The organism is Citrobacter sp. Igbk 17 (assembly GCF_028069775.1).
Taxonomy (GTDB): Bacteria; Pseudomonadota; Gammaproteobacteria; order Enterobacterales; family Enterobacteriaceae; genus Citrobacter.
In genome coordinates this window covers 58,158-81,543 of record NZ_JANEWI010000016.1, presented here as the reverse complement: position 1 = coordinate 81,543, position 23,386 = coordinate 58,158, and the positions used below count along the sequence as shown (strand labels likewise).

Below are 23,386 nucleotides of genomic sequence, written 5' to 3'. Positions count from 1 at the left end.
GCCATCCGGCGTGGTTTAGGCGTAAAACTTCAGACGCTCTGCCAGCAGATCGACAAACCCCTGGCGATCAACGTCCACCATCACACTGGCATTTGGCTTATTGCCGCTCAGGAAGTAGTAGTCCACCACGGTCATTCCCTGGGTATATTTACCCTGCGTTTCCACCCCGACCCACCGCTCAACGGTAGTAAACAGCTCAGGTTTCAGCAGCCAGGCAATGGTGCATGGGTCGTGCAGCGGTGCACCGACAAATCCCCATTTCTCGTCTTTGTGATACTCGAAGAAAAAGTCCAGCAACTCAGCGACAATGGTGGAAATGGGGTTCCCAATCGCACGGAACCGTTCAGTATCTTCACGATGAATTTGTGCTTTATGTGTGACATCAAGCCCCGCCATCACTACCGGAATTCCCGACTGGAACACAATCTCGGCCGCTTCAGGATCAACATAAATATTGAACTCTGCCGCGGGCGTCCAGTTCCCGAGACCCATTGCACCACCCATGATAACGATACGGGCGATCTTAGCGTGCAGTTCAGGATGGCTGTTCAGCAGCAACGCCACGTTCGTTTGCGGCCCGGTGGAGACAATCGTTACCGGCTCATGGCTCTCGCGTAGGGTTTTTGCCATCAACTCAACGGCTGTACAGGCCTGTGGAGCAAAAGCGGGCTCCGGTAGCGCAGGGCCATCCAGACCGCTTTCACCGTGCACGTTGTCGGCGATAATCAGATCGCGCATCAATGGTTTTAGCGCTCCGCCGGCCACTGGAATATCGGTACGGTTAAGCAGCGTCAACATGCGCAACACGTTACGTAACGTTTTATCGGGTGTCTGGTTACCAGCAGAAGAGGTTATCGCTTTAACGTCCAGCTCAGGTGAGGCGAGGGCGAGAACAATTGCGATAGCGTCGTCATGACCTGGATCGCAATCAAACAGAATGGGAAGTGCCATTGTTGCTCCTTGTAAGTGGGACTTTGTGACAAGGTTAACGCTGGACTGTACATGATTCGAGAAGTGAAGGTATAAAGCGTGAGGTGGCGCGCACCTGAATGTACGCGCCAGTATGATCAGTGCAATATTTTCGCGAGGAAGTCTTTGGCTCGGTCTGATTTTGGGTTGGCGAAGAACTCTTCTTTCGGTGAGTCTTCAACAATTTTCCCTTCATCCATAAAGATCACCCGGTTCGCTACTTTCCGCGCAAAGCCCATTTCGTGGGTAACCACCATCATGGTCATCCCTTCATTGGCCAGCTCAACCATCACGTCCAGTACTTCGTTGATCATTTCGGGGTCCAGTGCTGACGTCGGCTCGTCAAACAGCATGGCAATAGGATCCATACACAGCGCCCGGGCGATAGCGACACGTTGTTGCTGACCCCCTGAGAGTTGTGCCGGAAACTTCTCGGCATGCGCCGCCAGACCAACGCGTTCAAGCAGCTTTTGCGCTTTTGCACGCGCAGGCGCTTTATCGCGTTTAAGCACTTTGACCTGGGCTAGTGTCAAATTCTCGATGATCGACAAATGGGGGAACAGCTCAAAGTGCTGGAACACCATGCCGACGCGGGAGCGTAGTTTGGCCAGATCGGTTTTCTTGTCATTTACGACGGTGCCGTCAACCGTGATGATGCCCTGCTGGACTGGTTCCAGGCCGTTTACCGTCTTGATAAGTGTGGATTTACCGGAGCCTGACGGGCCACAGACCACCACCACTTCTCCTTTTTTCACTTCCGTGGAGCAGTCGGTCAGCACCTGAAAGTGACCATACCATTTAGAAACATTTTTCAGGGTAATCATTAAACTGTCCTTTTCTTCAAATAGCTGACCAACAACGATGCGCTCAGACTGAATACAAAATAAACGGCGCCAGCGAACAGGATCATTTCAACCTGTGTACCGTCACGCTCGCCAATAGTGGAGGCGGTGCGGAAGAAATCTGCCAGACTCAATACGTAGACCAGCGAGGTATCCTGGAACAGTACGATGCCCTGAGTCAGTAGCAGCGGAACCATGGCGCGGAATGCCTGTGGCAATATGATGAGTTTCATTGATTGCCAGTGCGTCATCCCTAGCGCCAGCGCAGCACTGGACTGCCCGCGAGAGATACTCTGGATCCCGGCACGGATAATTTCCGAGTAGTAGGCCGCTTCGAACATCGAAAACGCGACCATTGCTGAGATCAGGCGAATATCGGTTTTCGGTGACAGCCCCAGCACGTTTTGCAGAAAACCGGGCACAATCAGGTAGAACCACAGCAGCACCATGACCAGAGGGATGGAGCGGAATACGTTGACGTAGATCTTTGCAAACCAGGAAATCGGCGCAAAGCTCGACAGTCGCATGACTGCCAGGAGGGTTCCCCACACGATACCGATGACAACCGCTGTAACGGTGATTTTCAGCGTGATGAGCAGCCCATCCAACAAAAATGGCAGGGAAGGGACGATAGAACTCCAGTCAAATTCGTACACTATTTGCCTCCTAAATTGCCAGGCAGGCGGATTTTACGTTCGACGAGATTCATCACCAGCATAATAAAGGCGTTAATCAGTACATAGGCCAGGGTAATGGCCGTAAATGATTCCCATGCGTGGGCAGAGTAATCCAGCAGTTTTCCCGCCTGTGCAGCCATATCAACCAGACCGATGGTTGAGGCGATGGCTGAGTTCTTCACCAGGTTCATCATCTCTGAGGTCATTGGCGGCACAATCACGCGGTAGGCGTTTGGCAGCAAAACATAGCGGTAGGCCTGTGGCAGCGTTAGCCCCATCGCCAGTGCGGCGTTTTTCTGCCCGCGAGGCAGTGATTGAATCGCGGCACGAACCTGCTCACAGACGCGTGCGGCGGTAAACAGCCCCAGACAAATCATGGAGGAAAGGAAGAACTGGATGTTAGGGTCCAGCTCTGACTTAAACCACATGCCAATATTTTCCGGCAGCAACTCAGGCACGACCAGGTACCAGGTAAAAAATTGAACGATCAGCGGTACGTTACGAAAGAGCTCGACATACAGCGTACCGATCCCGGAAAGGAAACGATTTGGAACGGTACGTAAGATGCCGAATAACGAACCCACCAGGAAAGCGATAATCCAGGCGGTGATGGATAATGCGACAGTGACCTGGAAACCGCTCCAGAGCCAGCCAAGATAGGTGGTGTTGCCGAACGGGGCCTGTTGTAAAAAAATACCCCAGTTCCAGTCTATAGACATAAATCTACTCCAGAAAAAAAAGGGTAGCAGCGCTACCCTCGAAGATTGTTATTCAGCGTTTAGCGGTTTTCAGGCCTGATGGGGAACGACCATCAGGCTTATAGTCTGTCCGTGCCAAGTAACAATCGAGAGGGCAAGGTGAACTCGCCCCATTTATTTTAGTTAGTTAAGCGCTTTATCATTCGGTGACTTGAATAGAGCCTTCATTTCGTCTGACAGTTCGAAATTCATGTTCAGGTTTTTCGGTGGAATCGGGTTTTTAAACCACTTATCAAACCATTTTTCCGCCTCGCCTGAAGTCTGAGCCTGGGCAATGGTGTCATCCATCAGCTTTTTGAATTCAGCATCGTCTTTACGCAGCATACAGCCGTAAGCTTCCTGAGATTGCGGCTTGCCAACGATCTCCCAGTTGTCCGGTTTCTTCGCTTTCGCGCGCTCGCCGGCCAGCAGTGCGTCATCCATCATAAAGGCAACGGCGCGACCACTTTCCAGAGTACGGAAAGAGTCACCGTGGTCTTTCGCGCTGATGATGCGCATATCCATTTTTTGTTCTTCGTTCAGTTTGTGCAGCAGCACTTCTGAGGTGGTACCGGAAGTAACGACTACCGCTTTCCCTTTCAGATCAGGGAAATCTTTGATATCGCCACCTTTTTTCGCCAGCAGACGGGTGCCGACAACGAAAATAGTGTCAGAGAAAGCCGCTTGCTTCTGGCGCTCAACGTTGTTGGTGGTGGAACCACACTCAAAGTCGAAGGTGCCATTTTGCAACAGCGGAATACGGTTTTGAGAGGTAATTGGGATCAGTTTCACCTGCAGGTCAGGCTTGTTCAGCTTTTTCTTCACAGCGTCAACAATTGCGTTGGAGTAATCCTGTGAATAGCCGACCACTTTTTGCTGATTATCGTAGTAAGAAAACGGTACCGAGGATTCGCGGTGTCCGACGACGATTACGCCATTTTTAGCGATCTTATCCAGCGTACTGCCTGCCGCTGGTGCTGCGTCTTCTGCGTGCGCCAGACCAGCGGACATTCCCATAACCAGCATGGCTGTGGCGAGCTTACGTAATTGCATATCCAACTCCTTTATCGTCTGCGCCGGTGACGCATTGATACCCATTGTGATGTTGTTATTGTTTGCTACTTAAACGTGCAGTCTTGTATATGTTTGTTAACATTTAGTTTGGATGAATGTAAAGAATTTGCTGTGTTATTGTTTATTTTTGCGAAGTGCGCCGCACCATTTGGGGGCAAAAATATCCTGTTGCACTTTTCAGGTGCTACCTTCGCTCAACTTTGGTGCGACCAGGTTGCACATGCAGCCAAAACAGCGTTTGCCTTGTATAACAAAGCAATAGGCGTGCCAGAATGGGTGAGGAGAGAGGAGTAGGCCGGATAAGCGCAGCGCCATCCGGCGGAGGAAGCATGATGGCCGGGCGGCGGCGTACCGCCTTATCCGGCCTGCGAATTTAACGGCGGCGCTGGCGCAGGCTCATCACCACCGCACCGAAACCAAACAGTGCGGTAAGCAGCCACAGCGGCCAGTTACCGGTACGGGCATAAGGGGTTAAGCCCGTGGTCGGCGTAACGCTGGTGGTCAGTACCTGACGGGTAAACTGCGGGATCATCGCCTGAATCTCCCCCTGCGGGCCAATCACCGCGGTAATACCGTTATTGGTGCTACGCAGCAGCGGGCGTGCCAGCTCCAGAGAACGCATACGCGCCATCTGGAAATGTTGCCACGGACCGATCGACTTACCGAACCAGGCATCGTTAGAGATGGTCAACAGATAGTCAGTATCCGGGCGGAAGTTGTCACGTACCTGTTCGCCAAGAATAATTTCGTAGCAGATTGCCGCTGTCAGTTTGAAACCATGCGCATGGAGCTGGGGCTGAACATATGGCCCACGGCTGAATGACGACATCGGCAGATCAAAGAACGGTGCTAACGGGCGCAGAATCGATTCCAGCGGAACAAACTCACCAAATGGGACGAGGTGATTTTTGTTATAGCGATTGGTCGAGTCATAACTGTACGGACTGTCTTTACCCAGCGTAATGATGGTGTTGTAGGTATCGTAACGGTTCTGCTTGTTGAGGCGAGCGTCGACAATGCCGGTGATCAGCGTGCTGTTTTTGGATTTCAGCAGGTCATCCATCATGCTCAGAAAACGCTGCTGATTAATTTCCAGATCCGGGATTGCAGACTCCGGCCAGATAATTAGCTGCGATTTACCCATCTCTTGCTCGGTAGCATCAAGGTAAATCTTCAGCGTGTTAAGTAGCTGGCCCTCATCCCACTTCAGCGACTGTGGAATGTCGCCTTGCACCATCGATACCTGCGTGGTTTTTTCAGGTTCCAGCGTATACCACTGGATATAGCGAAGCGGGAAGGGCAGTGCGAAGAGGATCACGGCCACAACCAGCGGACGCCAGTTACGGCTGACTAACGCCAGCACCAGCAGGCCGCTGACTATCATCAACAGGAAGTTGATTGCTTCTACGCCCATTACCGGTGCAAGCCCTTTAAGCGGGCCATCAATTTGGCTGTAGCCAAACTGCAACCATGGGAAGCCGGTCAGAACCCAGCCGCGCAGGAATTCAGTTATCTGCCAGATAACCGGCGCGGCAATCGCTACCCGAATCCAGTTAGTTTTCGGCCACAGACGCGACAGAATGCCAGCAAACAGACCGGTGTAGAGCGACAGGTAGGCGGCAAGCAGAACCACGAGAAAAACGTTTACCGGCCCCGGCATGCCGCCAAATTGCGCGATGCTGACGTAGACCCAGTTGATGCCTGAACCAAACAGCCCCATTCCCCAGAAGTAGCCAATGGCAGCAGACTGGAGTGGACGGCGGTTGAGGGTGAGAGCCTGTAGACCCATCAGCGAAATAATCGCGGCGGGCCAGATGTCATACGGAGAGAACGCCAGCGTCCCGCAGGCACCGAATAATAACGCCAGCAGCAGGCGAATGCGCTGGCGTTCAATTAATGGGGCAAATGCCATGTAGTCTATGATCCAGTTTCGGGTTTATTCGTCCAGTTTGGGCTGGGGTGAGTCGTCCGGAATTCTGACATGAACCTGAATAATACGACGGCTGTCAGCCATCGCCACTTTGAACTGGTAACCATCGATGTCGATGGTCTCACCGCGAGCGGGTAAATGACCAAAGGCCTGCATAACCAGCCCGCCAATGGTATCAACTTCTTCGTCGCTAAAGTGGGTCCCGAAGGCGTCGTTGAAGTCTTCAATCGGCGCCAGCGCGCGAATAGTCCAGGTGTGACGGCTGAGCTGACGGAAGTCGATATCGTCTTCTTCGTCGTACTCATCTTCAATTTCACCGACGATCAGCTCAAGAATGTCTTCGATGGTCACCAGACCAGACACGCCGCCGAATTCGTCGATGACGATTGCCATATGGTAACGCTGGGAGCGGAACTCTTTCAGCATGCGATCAACACGCTTGCTCTCAGGGACAACAACCGCCTGGCGTAACACTTTTTCCATGCTGAATGCTTCGGCATCGCTGCGCATAAAGGGCAGCAGATCCTTGGCCATCAGAATCCCTTCAATGTGATCTTTGTCTTCGCTGATCACCGGAAAACGCGAGTGGGCAGACTCGATAATGACATCAAGGCATTCGTCCAGAGTCTGGTTGCGTTTCAGGGTAATCATCTGAGAGCGGGGGATCATGATGTCGCGAACGCGCTGGTCCGCAATGTCCATCACCCCTTCGAGCATATCGCGCGTATCTTCATCGATAAGGTCGTTCTGCCCGGAATCACGGATCAGCTCCAACAGTTCGTCACGGTTTTTCGGTTCACCGTGGAAAAGTTGGCTCAGTAACAGGGAAAAAAATCCCTTTTTGCTGGTTAACGTGTCACTACTGTGTGAATTGTCGTCGCTCATGGCGTCGTATGGGTTCTCATGTTAGTTAATGGGGCGCTCGTCATGCGTATACTCAGCTGTGACGGCATGTTTTGCCTGATGGCGCTACGCTTATCAGGCTACAAGACTTCGAAATGCTTATTCTTTCTCGGCAATGTACGGATCCTCATAGCCCAGAGCAAGCATAATCTCTGTTTCGAGGGATTCCATCTCTTCTGCTTCGTCATCTTCAATATGGTCGTAGCCCAATAAATGCAGGCTACCATGTACCACCATATGCGCCCAGTGGGCCTCAAGCGGTTTGCCTTGCTCCTGAGCTTCTTTCTCAACCACCTGGCGGCAGATGACCAGATCGCCCAGCAGCGGCATTTCAATGCCCGGAGGCGCTTCAAACGGGAAAGAGAGCACGTTGGTTGATTTATCTTTCCCGCGATAGGTCAGGTTCAGCTCGTGGCTTTCAGCGTCATCGACCAAACGAATCGTGACCTCTGACTCTTCCTGAAACTGTGGGATCACGGCATCCAGCCATGTCTGAAACTGACTTTCTGGTGGTAAGCCGGATTCGTTTTCGCATGCCAGCTGTAAATCGAGAATAACCTGACTCATTTTTGCTCCTGCTCCTGCTCCTGAGCTTCGCGCTTGCGTTCTGCCGCCAGCTCGGCTTTGCGTTTTTGTTCTGCTTCTTCCCAGGCTTCATATGCCGTCACGATACGGGCAACAACCGGGTGGCGTACCACGTCTTCGCTATGGAAGAAATTAAAGCTAATCTCATCGACTTCGGCCAGCACTTCAATGGCATGACGCAGACCAGACTTGGTGCTGCGCGGCAGGTCAATCTGCGTGATGTCCCCGGTAATGACGGCTTTGGAGTTAAAGCCGATACGGGTCAGGAACATTTTCATCTGTTCGATGGTGGTGTTCTGGCTCTCATCAAGAATGATGAACGCATCGTTTAACGTACGGCCGCGCATATAGGCCAACGGTGCGACCTCAATGACGTTGCGCTCAATCAGCTTCTCGACCTTTTCAAAACCCAGCATTTCGAACAGCGCGTCATACAGTGGGCGCAAATACGGATCGACTTTCTGACTCAGATCGCCTGGCAGGAAACCCAGTTTTTCACCTGCTTCCACCGCCGGGCGGGTCAGCAGAATTCGACGGATCTCCTGACGCTCAAGCGCATCGACCGCGGCGGCAACCGCAAGGTACGTTTTACCGGTACCCGCCGGGCCAACGCCGAAGGTGATGTCGTGATCGAGGATGTTAGCGATGTACTGCGCCTGGTTCGGCGTACGCGGTTTAATCACTCCGCGCTTGGTTTTGATATTCACCGCTTTGCCAAATTCCGGCACGCTGTCTGCGCTCTGTTCAAGCACACGCGCTTCTTTAATCGCCAGATGAATTTGTTCTGGCTCGATGTCCTGTGTCTGGCCGCGCATTGGGGCCGTATCGACATACAGGCTGCGTAAAATATCAGCCGCAGCGGTGACACAAATGGGGCGACCGGTCAGTTTGAAGTGGTTATCGCGGCGGTTAATTTCGATGCCGAGACGACGCTCCAGTTGTTTTATGTTGTCATCAAATGGCCCGCAAAGGCTCAACAGGCGGGCATTGTCTGCGGGTTCAAGGGTAATTTCGCGAGTGTCTATGTTCAAACTGTTCCTCTTATGCATGTCTCGCCGGACGCTGAACATTTACCGGCATCTAAGGAAATTATTCACGCCATGGGGGAAAGGCGCAAGCATTGCGATAAATATGGGGGTGCCAGGGCAGATTACAAGGCCCGCCGGAGCAGCGAGCCTGGAAGTGTAAGCCCGATAAGTGCAGCACCATCGGGCATTATTTGCGTATTTCAGCAGGATTACGGCTGATAAATACCGACACCCAGATCGTTTTCTTTACGGGTGCGTGCGATCACTGACTCCGGGGTTTCTGCGATGCGCAGGCCCATTTCGTCTTCAGTGCGCACGACTTTGCCGCGCAGGGAGTTCGTCCAGACATCGGTAATTTCAACATCCACAAACTTACCGACCATTTCCGGGGTTCCTTCGAAGTTCACCACGCGGTTATTTTCGGTACGACCTGATAGCTCCATGATGCTCTTACGCGATGTACCTTCTACCAGAATACGCTGAGTCGTGCCAAGCATACGACGGCTCCAGGCCATGGCTTGCTGGTTAATACGCTCCTGCAGGATGTACAGACGCTGTTTTTTCTCTTCTTCCGGCACATCGTCAACCATATCGGCTGCTGGAGTGCCAGGGCGCGCAGAGAAGATAAAGCTGTAACTCATGTCGAAATTGACATCAGCGATCAGCTTCATGGTCTGCTCGAAGTCCTGGGTGGTTTCACCTGGGAAGCCGACGATGAAGTCGGAGCTAATCTGGATATCCGGACGTGCTGCGCGCAGTTTACGGATGATCGCTTTGTATTCCAGCGCGGTATGGGTACGACCCATCAGGTTTAGCACACGATCCGAACCGCTCTGTACCGGCAGGTGCAGGAAGCTCACCAGTTCTGGCGTATCACGGTAGACCTCAACGATATCATCGGTGAATTCGATCGGATGGCTGGTGGTAAATCGGATACGGTCAATGCCGTCGATTGCAGCGACCAGACGGAGTAGATCAGCGAACGAACCGATCGTGCCATCGTAGTTTTCACCACGCCAGGCGTTGACGTTTTGCCCCAGCAGGTTCACTTCGCGTACGCCTTGCGCCGCAAGCTGGGCGATTTCAAACAGGATATCATCCGCCGGGCGGCTGACTTCTTCACCACGGGTGTAGGGCACCACGCAGTAAGTACAATATTTATTGCAGCCTTCCATGATGGACACAAACGCGCTTGGACCTTCGGCACGCGGTTCCGGCAGACGATCGAACTTTTCGATCTCCGGGAAGCTGATATCTACCACCGGGCTACGGGTATTGCTACCGCGCACTTTGTTGATCATTTCCGGCAGACGATGCAGAGTTTGCGGCCCGAAAATAATATCGACGTAGTGTGCGCGTTGGCGAATATGGTCGCCTTCCTGAGATGCCACGCAGCCACCAACACCAATGATGAGATCGGGATTTTTCTCTTTTAAGAGCTTCCAGCGACCTAACTGATGGAAGACTTTTTCCTGAGCCTTCTCGCGGATTGAGCAGGTATTCAGCAGCAGCACATCCGCTTCTTCCGCCACGTCGGTCAGTTGATACCCGTGAGTGGCATCCAGCAGATCGGCCATCTTCGATGAATCGTATTCGTTCATCTGACAGCCCCAGGTTTTAATATGGAGTTTTTTGGTCATCGACTTGCTCTTGCGAAATTGTGGCTGAAATGCAGGGCGCATAGTGTACTGCTTTGGCGCGGTTGTGACCAGTATGACGGATGTCAGCCTCAAGGGGTAAAAAATCCTGTAAACTTACACAATACATGTAACAGGATGATTGACCATGACAAATCAACCAACGGAAATTGCCATTGTCGGCGGGGGGATGGTCGGCGGCGCGCTGGCGCTGGGACTGGCGCAGCACGGATTTACGGTAACGGTTATCGAGCATGCCGTGCCCGCGCCGTTTGTGGCTGACGGACAGCCGGATGTCAGAATTTCGGCCATCAGTTCCGCCTCGGTATCGCTGCTTAAAGGGCTGGGCGTCTGGGATACGGTGCAGGGGATGCGCAGCCATCCTTATCGTCGGCTGGAGACGTGGGAATGGGAAAATGCCCATGTGGTGTTTGATGCTGCGGAGCTTAAGCTGCCGTTGTTGGGTTACATGGTGGAGAATACCGTCCTGCAACAAGCGCTCTGGCAGGCGCTGGAAGCTCACCCTAAAGTGACGTTGCGCGTGCCCACATCGCTGATTTCTTTACATCGGCATAATGACCGGCATGAACTTGAGCTGGCAGATGGTGGAAAAATCAACGCGAAGCTGGTGATCGGTGCTGATGGTGCCAACTCCCAGGTACGCAAAATGGCCGGGATTGGCATCCATGCCTGGCAATACGCGCAATCTTGTATGCTGATAACTGTCCAGTGTGAAAACGCACCCGGAGACAGCACCTGGCAGCAGTTTACCCCTGACGGTCCGCGTGCATTTTTACCGTTGTTCGACGACTGGGCTTCGTTGGTGTGGTACGACACCCCGGCGCGTATCCGTCAGTTACAAAGCTTAAGCATGGCGCAACTCCAGGCAGAGATAGGCAAACATTTCCCATCGCGACTGGGTAACGTGCTGCCTGTGGCTGCAGGCGCATTTCCGCTGACACGTCGTCATGCGTTGCAGTATGTCCAGCCGGGGTTGGCGCTGGTCGGTGATGCCGCACATACCATTCATCCACTGGCGGGGCAGGGCGTAAATCTGGGATTTCGCGATGTCGATGCACTGATTGACGTGCTGGTGAATGCCCGCAGCTACGGTGAGTCCTGGGCCAGCCAGCCAGTACTGAAACGCTATCAGAATCGCCGCATGACCGATAATTTCATCATGCAGAGCGGCATGGATTTGTTCTACGCCGGGTTCAGTAATAACCTGCAACCGCTGCGCATCATGCGTAATCTTGGACTCATGGCTGCAGAACGCGCAGGCGTGTTGAAGCGCCAGGCACTGAAGTATGCGTTAGGGTTGTAGCTCGGGTAGTACCTGATGTCGCTACGCTTATCAGGCCTACAAGTCATGTAGGCCGGGTAAGGATTGCCGTCAACCGGCGTTAGAAAAGCAAAAAGCTCGCCGAAGCGAGCTTTTTTAATATGGCTGGGGTACGAGGATTCGAACCTCGGAATGCTGGTATCAGAAACCAGAGCCTTACCGCTTGGCGATACCCCAACGGGTGCACCCACAAAGTGGATGACTTCTTTAATATGGCTGGGGTACGAGGATTCGAACCTCGGAATGCTGGTATCAGAAACCAGAGCCTTACCGCTTGGCGATACCCCAACAATTTTTTGGATTTACCGGATTAACCCGATACATCTTAATATGGTGGCTACGACGGGATTCGAACCTGTGACCCCATCATTATGAGTGATGTGCTCTAACCAGCTGAGCTACGTAGCCAAATACTAACATATTCTTCGATGGCTGGGGTACCTGGATTCGAACCAGGGAATGCCGGTATCAAAAACCGGTGCCTTACCGCTTGGCGATACCCCAATGACCGTTGCGGTGAACCGCTTTATCGAAGAAAAAATGGCTGGGGTACCTGGATTCGAACCAGGGAATGCCGGTATCAAAAACCGGTGCCTTACCGCTTGGCGATACCCCATCCGTGCAACGCTTACGGGTGAATGGTGCGGGAGGCGAGACTTGAACTCGCACACCTTGCGGCGCCAGAACCTAAATCTGGTGCGTCTACCAATTTCGCCACTCCCGCAAAAAAGATGGTGGCTACGACGGGATTCGAACCTGTGACCCCATCATTATGAGTGATGTGCTCTAACCAGCTGAGCTACGTAGCCATCTTTTTTTCGCGTAACCTTATCGGCGTTGCGGGGCGCATTATGCGTATTGAGCCTTGAAGCGTCAACCCCTTTTTCATTGAAAATAGCTGGAATGTGACTGTTTGGTTAGGTTGCGAACAGCATGACGCAATATTCGGCAATTATTAGTTATTAATTGTTTTTTCGCACGTTAAATCGACATAAAAAAAGAGCCCCGCAGGGCTCTTTGCTGATGATTCGCTTACTTATAGGCTGACTGATGCACGCCAACCGCGCGACCAGACGGATCGTTCATGGTTTTGAACGCTTCATCCCATTCAATGGCTTTTGCTGAAGAACAGGCAACAGAAGGGCCACCAGGAACACATTCAGCCGCGCTGGCAACCGGGAACAGTTCCTCAAAAATCTCACGATACAAATACGCTTCTTTAGATGATGGCGTGTTATACGGGAAGCGGAAGCTGGCGGTTTCCAGTTGTTGGTCGGAAACTTGCTCTGCAGCGACTTCTTTCAGCGTGTCAATCCAGCTGTAACCGACGCCGTCAGAGAACTGCTCTTTCTGACGCCACGCCACGCTGGCGGGCAGATACGATTCAAAACATTCGCGCAGGACATGTTTTTCCATTTTTCCGTTGCCGCACATTTTGTCCTGTGGGTTGATGCGCATTGCCACATCAAGGAATTTTTTGTCCAGGAAAGGCACACGGGCTTCGACACCCCAGGCAGACATTGCTTTGTTGGCACGGGCGCAGTCGAACATGTGTAGCGCCTGCAGTTTACGCACGGTTTCTTCGTGCAACTCTTTCGCGTCTGGCGCTTTGTGGAAGTAGAGATAGCCGCCAAACACTTCATCTGACCCTTCGCCCGATAACACCATTTTAATGCCCATTGCTTTAATCTTACGCGACATTAAGTACATCGGCGTTGAGGCACGAATGGTTGTGACATCATAGGTTTCGATGTGATAAATCACGTCGCGAATAGCATCCAGACCTTCCTGCACGGTGAAATGGATCTCGTGGTGGACAGTACCAAGGTGGTTTGCCACTTCCTGAGCGGCTTTCAGGTCCGGTGCGCCTTCAAGGCCAACCGCGAAAGAGTGCAGTTGCGGCCACCAGGCTTCACTGCGTTCCTGATCTTCTACACGACGCGCCGCATACTTTTTCGTGATGGCGGAAATCACGGAGGAGTCCAGACCACCGGATAACAGCACGCCATAAGGAACATCGGACATCAGGTGACTTTTCACGGCATCTTCCAGTGCCTGACGCAGCTCGTTTTTATCCGTAACGTTGTCTTTTACTGCATCGTAATCAAACCAGTCACGCTGGTAATACTGACGAATTTCGCCGTCTTTACTCCACAGATAGCTACCGGCCGGGAATTCTTTAATCGTACGGCAAACAGGGACCAGCGCCTTCATTTCAGACGCAACGTAGAAGTTACCGTGTTCGTCGTAGCCCATATACAGTGGGATGATGCCGATGTGATCGCGGCCAATCAGGTAAGCGTCCTGCTCGCTGTCGTACAGTGCGAAGGCAAACATGCCTTGCAGGTCATCCAGAAACTCTGGACCTTTTTCCTGATACAGCGCAAGGATCACTTCGCAGTCAGAACCGGTCTGGAACTGATAGCGATCGCCGTATTCAGCACGCAGCGCCTGATGGTTATAAATCTCACCGTTAACAGCCAGGATATGTGTTTTCTTCACGTTATACAGCGGCTGAGCGCCCGCATTGACGTCGACAATAGACAGACGTTCGTGCGCCAGAATGGCGTTATCACTGGCGTAAATACCAGACCAGTCCGGGCCGCGGTGGCGCATCAGACGGGACAATTCCAGAGCCTTTTTACGCAGTTCAACTGCGTCAGTTTTAATATCGAATACGCCAAAAATAGAACACATAACCTTCTCCGTTAACCTGTTGCGTGATGCTTTTTATGTTTGCTTGATAAAGAAAATGCCGCAAAGCCGCTGGGGGCGCAAGGAGTTTGGCGCGCTGAAAATAAAAAACTCAATGATGATTGTTGAATGGTGAAAAAAGATTACGTAATGAGCGCATTTATTGATGAATCATCAATAAAATGGCAATTTTATTAGATGGGGTATTTCTGTGGGCCGAATAAGGCGCTTACACCATCATCCGGTATTCACGCCGCAACATTGCCGGATGATGACGCGCGTGCGTCTTATCCGGCCTGGGATCAAATCACATCAATCTCTGCAACGGAGGGATAGATCCAGCTTGGTCTGAATGGCATGTTGTCAATATCATCAAGCTTGGATACGCCAGACAGAACCAGGATAGTTTCCAGACCCGCCTGGAAGCCTGCCAGAATATCAGTGCGCAGGTTGTCGCCAACAATGACCGTTTCTTCTGAGTGCGCCTGCATTTTGTTGAGTGCCGCGCGAATAATCCACGGGCTGGGTTTGCCGACATAAAACGGTTTACGGCCGGAGATCTTCTCAATACCGGCGCAGAGCGCACCACAGGCAGGGTAAAAGCCGCGACCGTGGGTATCCGGGTTGGTGGCGATAAAACGTGCGCCGTTAGCCACAAAGTAAGCCGCTTTATGCATCATGTCCCAGTTGTACGAACGGGTCTCTCCGACAATGACAAAATCAGGGTTAACGTCGGTAATAGTAAAGCCTGCTTTATACAGCTCATGGATTAACGCGCCTTCACCCACCACGTAGGCTTTTTTCCCTTCCTGGCGACGGAGAAAATCAGCAGTAGCCATGGCGGAAGTATAAAAGACGCTATCGGGGACATTCACACCCGCGGTGGCGAAGCGGTTTGCCAGATCTTGCCCGGTCTGCGAAGGGTAGTTCGTCAGCAGGACTAACGGTAAACCTTTCTCCAGAATGCCGGTCAGAAATTCTGCCGCACCGGGTACGGCAACATTGTCGTGCATCAGCACGCCGTCGATATCACAAATTACATTCTTAATGGTCATGAACTACCCAGGGAATTCGTTATGAGTCTTATATACCCGTCATACTTCAAGTTGCATGTGCGTTGGCTTTCCTCGCTCACCCCAGTCACGTACTGGTGTACGCTCCAGGGGATTCGCTGCGTCGCCGCGTTATTCGGCCAAGCGGCCTCACCCCTACGGGGCCAGCACAAGCGCTGTTCAAAACGCTAATGCGTTTTGTCCTGTAACTCGAATTATTTAGGGTATAGTAATCCACTACTATATGAGAGCATTAGCTTTCCAGCAAACGTTGCAGCAATGAACCATTGAGCATGGCGCGCTTCACCAGCGCAAATGCACCAATCGCTGAACGGTGATCCAGCGTGGAACGTACCACCGGTAAATTGTGGCGAAACGCCTTCAGTGCCTGATTATTAATGCAGCTTTCTATTGCCGGAAGCAGGACTTTATCTGCTTCGGTAATCTCACCGGCGATGACGACTTTTTGCGGATTAAACAGGTTAATCGCAATCGCGATGGTTTTACCCAGGTGGCGACCCACGTGCTCGATAACTTCTGCTGCCAGATTGTCACCTTTGTTGGCTGCCTTGCAGATAGCTTTGATACTGCAATCGTCCAACGTGAGACGGCTCGGATAGCCTTGTTTCAGTAAATTTTGTACGCGATGTTCAATGGACGCATTGGCAGCGATCGTTTCCAGACAACCAAAGTTACCGCAATGGCAGCGTTCGCCCAGTGGCTCAACCTGGATATGGCCTATTTCGCCCACGTTGCCGTTGCGTCCGATGAAAATACGCCCGTTGGAGATAATCCCTGCGCCGGTTCCGCGATGGACACGCACCAGAATGGAGTCTTCGCAGTCCTGACTTGCCCCAAAATAGTGCTCGGCAAGCGCCAGGCTGCGGATATCATGGCCGACAAAACAGGTGACCTGAAAACGTTTTTCCAGTGCGTCGACCAGTCCCCAGTTTTCAACCTGAATATGGGGCATATAGCGAATGACGCCACTTTCGGGGTCAACGAGTCCTGGCAGGATAACGGAGATTGCAATCAGCTCACGGATTTTCCGCTGGCAACTGTCAATAAAGGTGGCAATCGTATTGAGCAGCGCGTGCTCCAGTGTTTCCTGGGTGCGCTCGGGTAGCGGATAATGCTCTTCGGCAACCACTTTGCTGCTCATATCATAGAGTGTCAGCGTGGTGTCGTGGCGGCCAAGGCGAACGCCAATTGCGTGGAAATTACGGGTTTCGGTGACGATAGAGATGGCGCGGCGGCCCCCGGTGGAGGCCTGCTGATCGACTTCTTTAATCAGCCCGCGTTCAATCAGTTGACGCGTAATTTTGGTTACGCTGGCGGGAGCAAGCTGGCTTTGCTCGGCAATCTGAATTCGCGAGATTGGCCCATGCTGGTCAATCAGACGATAAACTGCCGCGCTGTTAAGCTGTTTTACGAGATCAACATTACCTATTTGAGCTTGTCCGCCTGGTGTCATTCTTTCTCTTACTCAGTAACGACCTCGTTGCCATTAACGATGGTCTTGATAATTTTAAAGTCGTGCGTGAACGCGGTCAGGTTGGCTACTTTGCCTGGCGCGATACTGCCGAGTTGTTTGTCGACGCCAATGGCGCGAGCAGGGTAGAGCGTTGCCATACGCAGGACTTCGTCCAGTGCGATACCGCAATGTTCAACCAGATTGCGTACACCTTCGATCATGGTTAATGATGAACCGCTCAGCGTGCCGTTCTCATCAACACACAGTCCATTGCGGTAGTATATTGTTTTACCAGCGAAAATGAACTGTTCAATGTTTGCACCCGCTGGTGCAGTTGCGTCGGTCACCAGGCACAGTTTGTCACCTTTCAGGCGTTTGGCATTGCGGATGTTGGCATAGTCAACATGCATGCCATCGGCGATGATACCGCAATAAATATCGGCCTCATCAAGAACCGCACCTGCCAGACCAGGTTCGCGGCCGGTAATATAAGGCATCGCGTTGAACAGATGTGTTGCAAAGGAAATGCCTGCACGGAAACCGATTTTTGCTTCTTTCAGCGTCGCGTTAGAGTGGCCCGCAGACACCACGATACCTGCATTCACCAGTTGGGTGATCACTTCGGCAGGAACCATTTCAGGCGCCAGCGTCACTTTGGTGATGACATCCGCATTATCGCACAGGAAATCGACCAGCGCAGCGTCTGGCTGGCGGACAAAGCTCGGATTATGCGTACCTTTTTTCACCAGATTCAGCCATGGACCTTCAAGGTGTAGCCCTAATGCCTGATTTGGATGCTTAGCGAGGTATTCACGCATGACGCGAACGCCCTGCTTCATCAGGTCATCGCTGGTGGTGATTAGCGTTGGCAGATAGTTGGTGCAGCCAGATTTTTCATTGGCTTTCTGCATGATTTCCAGCGTCTCAACGGTAACGGCCTCTGCCGTATCGTTAAACTGTACACCGCCACAGCCGTTTAACTGCACATCAATAAAACCGGGGGAGACAATGGCCCCATTCAGTGAGCGTTGTTCAATCCCTGGCGGCAATTCAGACAGTGGGCAAACGCTATCGATCAGGCCATTGGCGACAACAATCGCATGGTCATCAAGAATTTCGTGACCGGTAAAAATCCGGCCCTGGGTTAAAGCATACATTCCGACCCCCGATTTCAAAAAAATGCCGCCCTGCACGTTTTCGACAGGGCGGGGACATCATTACAGACCTTTAATATTTTCCGCTTCTAACTCGTTAAAGTATTTCAGCGTCTTCACTTTCAGTTCCATAGTGGAAGGCTCATCGCAGACCACAACCGCTTTCGGATGCAGTTGCAGACAGCTGATAGTCCACATGTGGTTAACGTTACCTTCAACAGCCGCCTGCAGCGCCTGGGCTTTCTGGTGACCCAGCACCAGGATCATTACTTCTTCAGCATCCAACAAGGTGCCCACGCCTACGGTCAGTGCATATTTAGGCACCTGGCTTACGTCGCCGTCAAAGAAGCGTGAGTTTGCTACGCGGGTGTCGTGGGTCAGCGTTTTGATACGAGTACGGGAAGCTAAAGATGAAGCGGGTTCGTTGAACGCAATGTGACCATCGTTACCTACGCCGCCCATAAACAGATGGATTTTACCGTAAGAACGGATTTTCTCTTCATACTGACGGCATTCTGCATCAATATCCGGCGCGTTACCATTGAGCAGGTTGATGTTTTCTGCTGGGATATCAACATGATCAAAGAAGTTGCGGTGCATAAAGCTGTGATAGCTTTCTGGATGCTCTTTCGGCAGGCCAACATATTCGTCCATGTTGAAAGTGACAACATGTTTGAAGCTCACCTGGCCCGCTTTGTGCATTTCGACTAATGCTTTATAGGCAGTCAGCGGAGTACCGCCAGTTGGCAGGCCCAGAACGAACGGACGATCTGCCGTTGGTTTGAACGCGTTAATACGGTTAACGATATGGCGAGCAGCCCATTTGCCGACTTGTTCAGCGGTATTCAGGGGGATCAGTCTCATTCTTCACCTCAAAAGTAAATGTAAGCAGTTGGCGGATTGAGTCTCTGTGCAGTATTAAGCGTAACCTGGTTTTGCATCGGTAAGGATCAATCCGTTTCGATTTTTTGAATGATAAAATAAGTTTTCGTAGTTAGCCAGTGTAAGGGAGGGTTAATAACGATATTTGGTGATTGGAATCACAAAAAACACGCTTTTAATTTGCGATACGAATTAATTTTTCACACACTCTGAATGTAGATGAATGGTTAATGTTGTTGTTCCAAAATCTCTTGCTGTTGCAGTTAGGAATGGTCGCACAATAAAAATATGGCTTCAAAGGAGCCTAATCGGGGTCTCGTAGGGGGAATAAAATGAATATTTTAGGTTTTTTCCAGCGGCTGGGTAGGGCGTTACAGCTCCCCATCGCGGTGCTGCCAGTCGCGGCACTGTTGCTGCGATTCGGCCAACCAGATTTACTGAACGTACCCTTCATCGCGCAAGCGGGTGGGGCTATCTTTGATAACCTCGCGTTAATTTTTGCTATCGGTGTGGCTTCCAGCTGGTCTAAAGACAGCGCGGGTGCGGCAGCGCTGGCAGGTGCGGTTGGTTATTTCATATTGACCAAAGCAATGGTTACCATTAACCCAGCGATCAACATGGGCGTTCTGGCAGGTATCATCACCGGTCTGGTCGGCGGTGCTGTGTATAACCGTTGGTCTGGCATCAAACTGCCTGATTTCCTGAGTTTCTTCGGTGGCAAACGTTTTGTACCTATCGCCACGGGCTTCTTCTGCTTGGTGCTGGCTGCTATCTTCGGCTACGTGTGGCCGCCGGTGCAGAACGCCATCCATGCGGGTGGTGAGTGGATCGTGGGCGCTGGCGCGCTGGGTTCCGGTATTTTTGGCTTCATCAACCGTCTGCTGATCCCAACCGGTCTGCATCAGGTTCTGAACACCATCGCCTGGTTCCAGATTGGTGAATTCACTAACGCTGCAGGCACAGTATTCCATGGTGATATCAACCGCTTCTACGCGGGTGACGGCACTGCGGGTATGTTCATGTCTGGCTTCTTCCCGATCATGATGTTTGGTCTGCCGGGTGCGGCACTGGCGATGTACTTCGCCGCGCCGAAAGCACGTCGTCCTATGGTCGGCGGTATGCTGCTGTCCGTTGCTATCACCGCATTCCTGACCGGTGTTACCGAGCCGCTGGAATTCCTGTTTATGTTCCTGGCTCCGTTGCTGTACCTCTTGCACGCTGTTCTGACAGGTATCAGCCTGTTCGTTGCGACGCTGTTGGGGATTCACGCCGGCTTCTCCTTCTCCGCAGGTGCTATTGACTACGTGTTGATGTACAACCTGCCGGCTGCAAGTAAGAACGTCTGGATGCTGGTCGTCATGGGTCTGGTGTTCTTCGTTATTTACTTCGTCCTGTTCAGCGCGGTTATTCGTATGTTTAACCTGAAAACGCCGGGTCGCGAAGATAAAGAAGACGAGATTGTTACTGACGAAGCGAACAGCAATACCGAAGAAGGTTTAGCTCAACTGGCAACCAACTACATTGCGGCGGTTGGCGGTACGGATAACCTGAAAGCGATTGATGCCTGTATCACCCGCCTGCGTCTGACCGTTGGCGATTCTGCCCGCGTAAATGATGCGATGTGCAAACGTTTAGGCGCATCGGGTGTGGTTAAGCTGAACAAACAAACTATTCAGGTCATCGTGGGTGCGAAAGCTGAATCTATCGGCGACGAAATGAAGAAAGTTGTGGCACGTGGCCCGGTTGCGGCAGCGTCTACTGACAGTACTCCTGCAGCGGCTGCCCCGGTTGCAAAACCGCAGGCGGTAGCGAATGCAGCCACCATTGAAGCGCTGGTTTCTCCGATTACCGGTGATGTGGTTGCACTGGAGCAAGTGCCTGATGAAGCCTTCGCCAGCAAAGCAGTGGGTGACGGCGTGGCGGTAAAACCAACGGATAAAATCGTGGTTTCTCCAGCAGCGGGTACCATTGTGAAAATCTTCAACACCAACCATGCGTTCTGTCTGGAAACAGAAAAAGGCGCGGAAATCGTGGTCCATATGGGTATCGATACCGTGGCACTGGAAGGTAAAGGCTTTAAACGTCTGGTTGAAGAAGGTGCGGTTGTTGCAGCAGGTCAACCGATTCTGGAAATGGATCTGGAATACCTGAACGCGAACGCACGTTCCATGATTAGCCCGGTTGTTTGCAGCAATAGCGATGATTTCGGTGGTCTGGTTGTTAAAGCCGAAGGTCATGTGGTTGCCGGTCAAACACCACTGTATGAGATTAAAGGTAAGTAATTGCTCGTAGGCTGGATAAGGCGTAAGCGCCGCCATCCGGCACGATGAGATGATTAACAGCGGCGGGGGATAATCCTCCGCCGCTTTTTTTTGCAGCAATTGCCCGCATAATAGCTGTCTGATACGTATTTTGCGTAACTAAAGGTTGTCAGTCAGTCCTGCTTATAAGATCATACGCCGTTATACGTTGTTTACGCTTTGAGGAATCCACGATGAGTGAGGCTGAAGCCCGCCCGAGTAACTTTATTCGTCAGATCATCGATGAAGATCTGGCCAGTGGTAAGCACACCACTATCCATACCCGTTTTCCGCCGGAGCCAAATGGCTATCTGCACATTGGCCACGCGAAATCCATTTGTCTGAACTTTGGTATTGCGCAAGATTACCAGGGCCAGTGCAACCTGCGTTTTGATGATACGAACCCGGTTAAAGAAGATATCGAGTACGTTGAATCGATTAAAAACGACGTTGAATGGTTAGGTTTCCACTGGACTGGCGATATTCGCTACTCTTCGGATTACTTCGATCAGTTACATGCTTACGCGGTAGAGCTTATTAACAAAGGCCTGGCGTATGTCGACGAACTGTCTGCCGACGAAATCCGTGAATACCGTGGCACGCTGACGCAGCCGGGTAAAAACAGCCCGTTCCGCGATCGCAGCGTTGAAGAAAACCTCGCGCTGTTTGAAAAAATGCGTACCGGTGGTTTTGAAGAAGGTAAAGCCTGCCTGCGTGCGAAAATCGATATGGCTTCGCCGTTTATCGTGATGCGTGACCCGGTGCTGTACCGCATTAAGTTTGCTGAACACCATCAGACGGGCAACAAGTGGTGCATCTATCCGATGTACGACTTCACCCATTGCATCAGCGATGCGCTGGAAGGCATCACACATTCACTGTGTACGCTGGAATTCCAAGATAACCGTCGTCTGTACGACTGGGTGCTGGATAACATCACCATTCCGGTTCACCCGCGCCAGTACGAGTTCTCGCGCCTGAATCTGGAATACACCGTGATGTCCAAGCGTAAGCTGAACCTGCTGGTGACTGATAAGCACGTTGAAGGCTGGGACGATCCGCGCATGCCGACTATCTCGGGTCTGCGCCGTCGTGGTTACACGGCTGCTGCAATTCGTGAATTCTGCAAACGCATCGGTGTGACCAAACAGGATAACACCATTGAAATCGCTTCTCTGGAATCCTGCATCCGTGAAGATCTGAACGAAAACGCACCGCGCGCAATGGCGGTTATCGATCCGGTGAAACTGGTTATCGAAAACTACCCACAGGGCGAAAGCGAGTTGGTCACTATGCCTAACCATCCGAGCAAACCGGAAATGGGCAGCCGTGAAGTACCGTTCAGCGGTGAAATCTGGATCGACAGGGCCGATTTCCGCGAAGAAGCCAACAAACAGTACAAGCGTCTGGTGATGGGTAAAGAAGTCCGTCTGCGTAATGCGTACGTCATCAAAGCTGAGCGCGTAGAGAAAGATGCGGAAGGGAATATCACGACTATTTTCTGCACCTACGATGCAGACACGCTGAGTAAAGACCCGGCCGATGGCCGTAAAGTAAAAGGCGTTATTCATTGGGTAAGTGCGGCTCATGCGCTGCCGATTGAAATCCGTCTGTACGATCGTCTGTTCAGTGTACCTAACCCGGGTGCTGCGGAAGATTTCCTGTCCGTTATTAACCCAGAGTCGCTGGTGATTAAACAGGGCTATGGTGAGCCTTCGCTACAGGCCGCGGTTGCTGGTAAAGCGTTCCAGTTCGAGCGTGAAGGGTACTTCTGCCTCGACAGCCGCTATGCAACAGCTGACAAACTGGTGTTTAACCGCACCGTGGGTCTGCGCGATACATGGGCTAAAGTAGGCGAATAAACCGTCGTTACGCATCCTTTCAAACGCCGCACTCTGCGGCGTTTTTTTTCGCCTGAAAATGGTTAGCAGACTCTATTTGCGCAGCGAAATAATTGTTATTCAGGAATGATTTTTGCTGTTTATATTTTTCTAACAAAAACCTTGTGTTATCAGTCACTCTGGACTGAAACCGATTTCATCTTTATGGAAAACAAGTCTTTTTTCAATTATTCAACGCTTTTTTATCTTCCAATGAAAATGTAAC

18 protein-coding genes and 7 tRNA genes are annotated in these 23,386 nt (G+C 51.8%); 3 read left to right on the top strand and 22 right to left on the bottom strand.

The features are described 5' to 3' along the window. Positions 1 to 15: 15 nt before the first annotated feature. From rihA to miaB, 10 genes are all read right to left on the bottom strand, one after another. A complete protein-coding gene (gene rihA / locus NNO08_RS11680; protein ID WP_271441576.1) occupies positions 16 to 951 on the bottom strand; it encodes a pyrimidine-specific ribonucleoside hydrolase RihA in 936 nt (311 codons plus the stop codon). Between the two features lie 116 nt (positions 952 to 1,067). Further along, the gene (gltL, locus tag NNO08_RS11675; protein ID WP_042309800.1) at positions 1,068 to 1,793 is read right to left on the bottom strand and encodes a glutamate/aspartate ABC transporter ATP-binding protein GltL; all 726 of its coding nucleotides are present in this window, start codon (positions 1,791 to 1,793) and stop codon (positions 1,068 to 1,070) included. Then, the gene (gene gltK / locus NNO08_RS11670) at positions 1,793 to 2,467 is read right to left on the bottom strand and encodes a glutamate/aspartate ABC transporter permease GltK (protein ID WP_271449864.1); all 675 of its coding nucleotides are present in this window, start codon (positions 2,465 to 2,467) and stop codon (positions 1,793 to 1,795) included. Before gltK ends, gltL begins: the two co-directional genes overlap by 1 nt. Continuing rightward, complete coding sequence (gene gltJ, locus NNO08_RS11665; protein WP_271441577.1) at positions 2,467 to 3,207, bottom strand: glutamate/aspartate ABC transporter permease GltJ; 741 nt, start codon at positions 3,205 to 3,207, stop codon at positions 2,467 to 2,469. Before gltJ ends, gltK begins: the two co-directional genes overlap by 1 nt. A 162-nt stretch (positions 3,208 to 3,369) precedes the next feature. Beyond that, on the bottom strand, positions 3,370 to 4,278 hold the full coding sequence (locus NNO08_RS11660; protein ID WP_271441578.1) for an amino acid ABC transporter substrate-binding protein: 909 nt from the start codon (positions 4,276 to 4,278) through the stop codon (positions 3,370 to 3,372). A gap of 394 nt (positions 4,279 to 4,672) precedes the next feature. Continuing rightward, positions 4,673 to 6,211, bottom strand: a complete 1,539-nt coding sequence (gene lnt, locus NNO08_RS11655) for an apolipoprotein N-acyltransferase (RefSeq protein WP_271441579.1) — start codon at positions 6,209 to 6,211, stop codon at positions 4,673 to 4,675. Between the two features lie 24 nt (positions 6,212 to 6,235). After that, complete coding sequence (corC, locus tag NNO08_RS11650; protein WP_006685515.1) at positions 6,236 to 7,114, bottom strand: CNNM family magnesium/cobalt transport protein CorC; 879 nt, start codon at positions 7,112 to 7,114, stop codon at positions 6,236 to 6,238. Positions 7,115 to 7,231: 117 nt separating this feature from the next. Continuing rightward, on the bottom strand, positions 7,232 to 7,699 hold the full coding sequence (gene ybeY, locus NNO08_RS11645) for an rRNA maturation RNase YbeY (protein WP_137384499.1): 468 nt from the start codon (positions 7,697 to 7,699) through the stop codon (positions 7,232 to 7,234). Then, complete coding sequence (locus NNO08_RS11640; protein ID WP_174330473.1) at positions 7,696 to 8,748, bottom strand: PhoH family protein; 1,053 nt, start codon at positions 8,746 to 8,748, stop codon at positions 7,696 to 7,698. Before NNO08_RS11640 ends, ybeY begins: the two co-directional genes overlap by 4 nt. Positions 8,749 to 8,954: 206 nt before the next feature. Next, the gene (gene miaB, locus NNO08_RS11635; RefSeq protein WP_202039144.1) at positions 8,955 to 10,385 is read right to left on the bottom strand and encodes a tRNA (N6-isopentenyl adenosine(37)-C2)-methylthiotransferase MiaB; all 1,431 of its coding nucleotides are present in this window, start codon (positions 10,383 to 10,385) and stop codon (positions 8,955 to 8,957) included. Between the two features lie 145 nt (positions 10,386 to 10,530). On the opposite strand from miaB, the gene ubiF reads away from it, so the two are divergent. Further along, positions 10,531 to 11,706: a 3-demethoxyubiquinol 3-hydroxylase gene (gene ubiF / locus NNO08_RS11630; protein ID WP_271456759.1), complete on the top strand. Its 1,176-nt coding sequence runs from the start codon at positions 10,531 to 10,533 to the stop codon at positions 11,704 to 11,706. Positions 11,707 to 11,826: 120 nt separating this feature from the next. Here the strand turns inward: ubiF and NNO08_RS11625 are convergent. The 12 genes from NNO08_RS11625 to nagB form a co-directional block, all read right to left on the bottom strand. Beyond that, a tRNA-Gln gene (locus tag NNO08_RS11625) sits at positions 11,827 to 11,901 on the bottom strand. 36 nt (positions 11,902 to 11,937) lie between these two features. Next, positions 11,938 to 12,012, bottom strand: a tRNA-Gln gene (locus NNO08_RS11620). A 43-nt stretch (positions 12,013 to 12,055) separates the two neighbouring features. Continuing rightward, positions 12,056 to 12,132 (bottom strand) — tRNA-Met (locus NNO08_RS11615). 21 nt (positions 12,133 to 12,153) lie between these two features. Beyond that, positions 12,154 to 12,228: transfer RNA gene (locus tag NNO08_RS11610), tRNA-Gln, on the bottom strand. A gap of 37 nt (positions 12,229 to 12,265) precedes the next feature. Further along, positions 12,266 to 12,340 (bottom strand) — tRNA-Gln (locus NNO08_RS11605). Between the two features lie 23 nt (positions 12,341 to 12,363). Beyond that, positions 12,364 to 12,448 (bottom strand) — tRNA-Leu (locus tag NNO08_RS11600). 8 nt (positions 12,449 to 12,456) lie between these two features. Beyond that, positions 12,457 to 12,533: transfer RNA gene (locus tag NNO08_RS11595), tRNA-Met, on the bottom strand. Between the two features lie 223 nt (positions 12,534 to 12,756). Next, complete coding sequence (gene asnB / locus NNO08_RS11590) at positions 12,757 to 14,421, bottom strand: asparagine synthase B (protein ID WP_202039142.1); 1,665 nt, start codon at positions 14,419 to 14,421, stop codon at positions 12,757 to 12,759. A 299-nt stretch (positions 14,422 to 14,720) separates the two neighbouring features. Beyond that, positions 14,721 to 15,473 (bottom strand): ribonucleotide monophosphatase NagD, encoded by a 753-nt coding sequence (nagD, locus tag NNO08_RS11585; protein WP_137345352.1) that lies wholly within the window; start codon positions 15,471 to 15,473, stop codon positions 14,721 to 14,723. A gap of 250 nt (positions 15,474 to 15,723) precedes the next feature. After that, a complete protein-coding gene (gene nagC, locus NNO08_RS11580) occupies positions 15,724 to 16,944 on the bottom strand; it encodes a DNA-binding transcriptional regulator NagC (protein WP_137384495.1) in 1,221 nt (406 codons plus the stop codon). A gap of 8 nt (positions 16,945 to 16,952) precedes the next feature. Further along, entirely contained in the window at positions 16,953 to 18,101 is a 1,149-nt protein-coding gene (gene nagA / locus NNO08_RS11575) for an N-acetylglucosamine-6-phosphate deacetylase (RefSeq protein ID WP_271449861.1), read from the bottom strand. 60 nt (positions 18,102 to 18,161) lie between these two features. Further along, the gene (nagB, locus tag NNO08_RS11570; RefSeq protein WP_003022803.1) at positions 18,162 to 18,962 is read right to left on the bottom strand and encodes a glucosamine-6-phosphate deaminase; all 801 of its coding nucleotides are present in this window, start codon (positions 18,960 to 18,962) and stop codon (positions 18,162 to 18,164) included. A gap of 350 nt (positions 18,963 to 19,312) precedes the next feature. On the opposite strand from nagB, the gene nagE reads away from it, so the two are divergent. Continuing rightward, positions 19,313 to 21,262, top strand: a complete 1,950-nt coding sequence (nagE, locus tag NNO08_RS11565) for a PTS N-acetyl glucosamine transporter subunit IIABC (protein WP_271441582.1) — start codon at positions 19,313 to 19,315, stop codon at positions 21,260 to 21,262. Positions 21,263 to 21,474: 212 nt separating this feature from the next. After that, complete coding sequence (glnS, locus tag NNO08_RS11560) at positions 21,475 to 23,142, top strand: glutamine--tRNA ligase (protein WP_137384492.1); 1,668 nt, start codon at positions 21,475 to 21,477, stop codon at positions 23,140 to 23,142. Positions 23,143 to 23,386 lie beyond the last annotated feature (244 nt).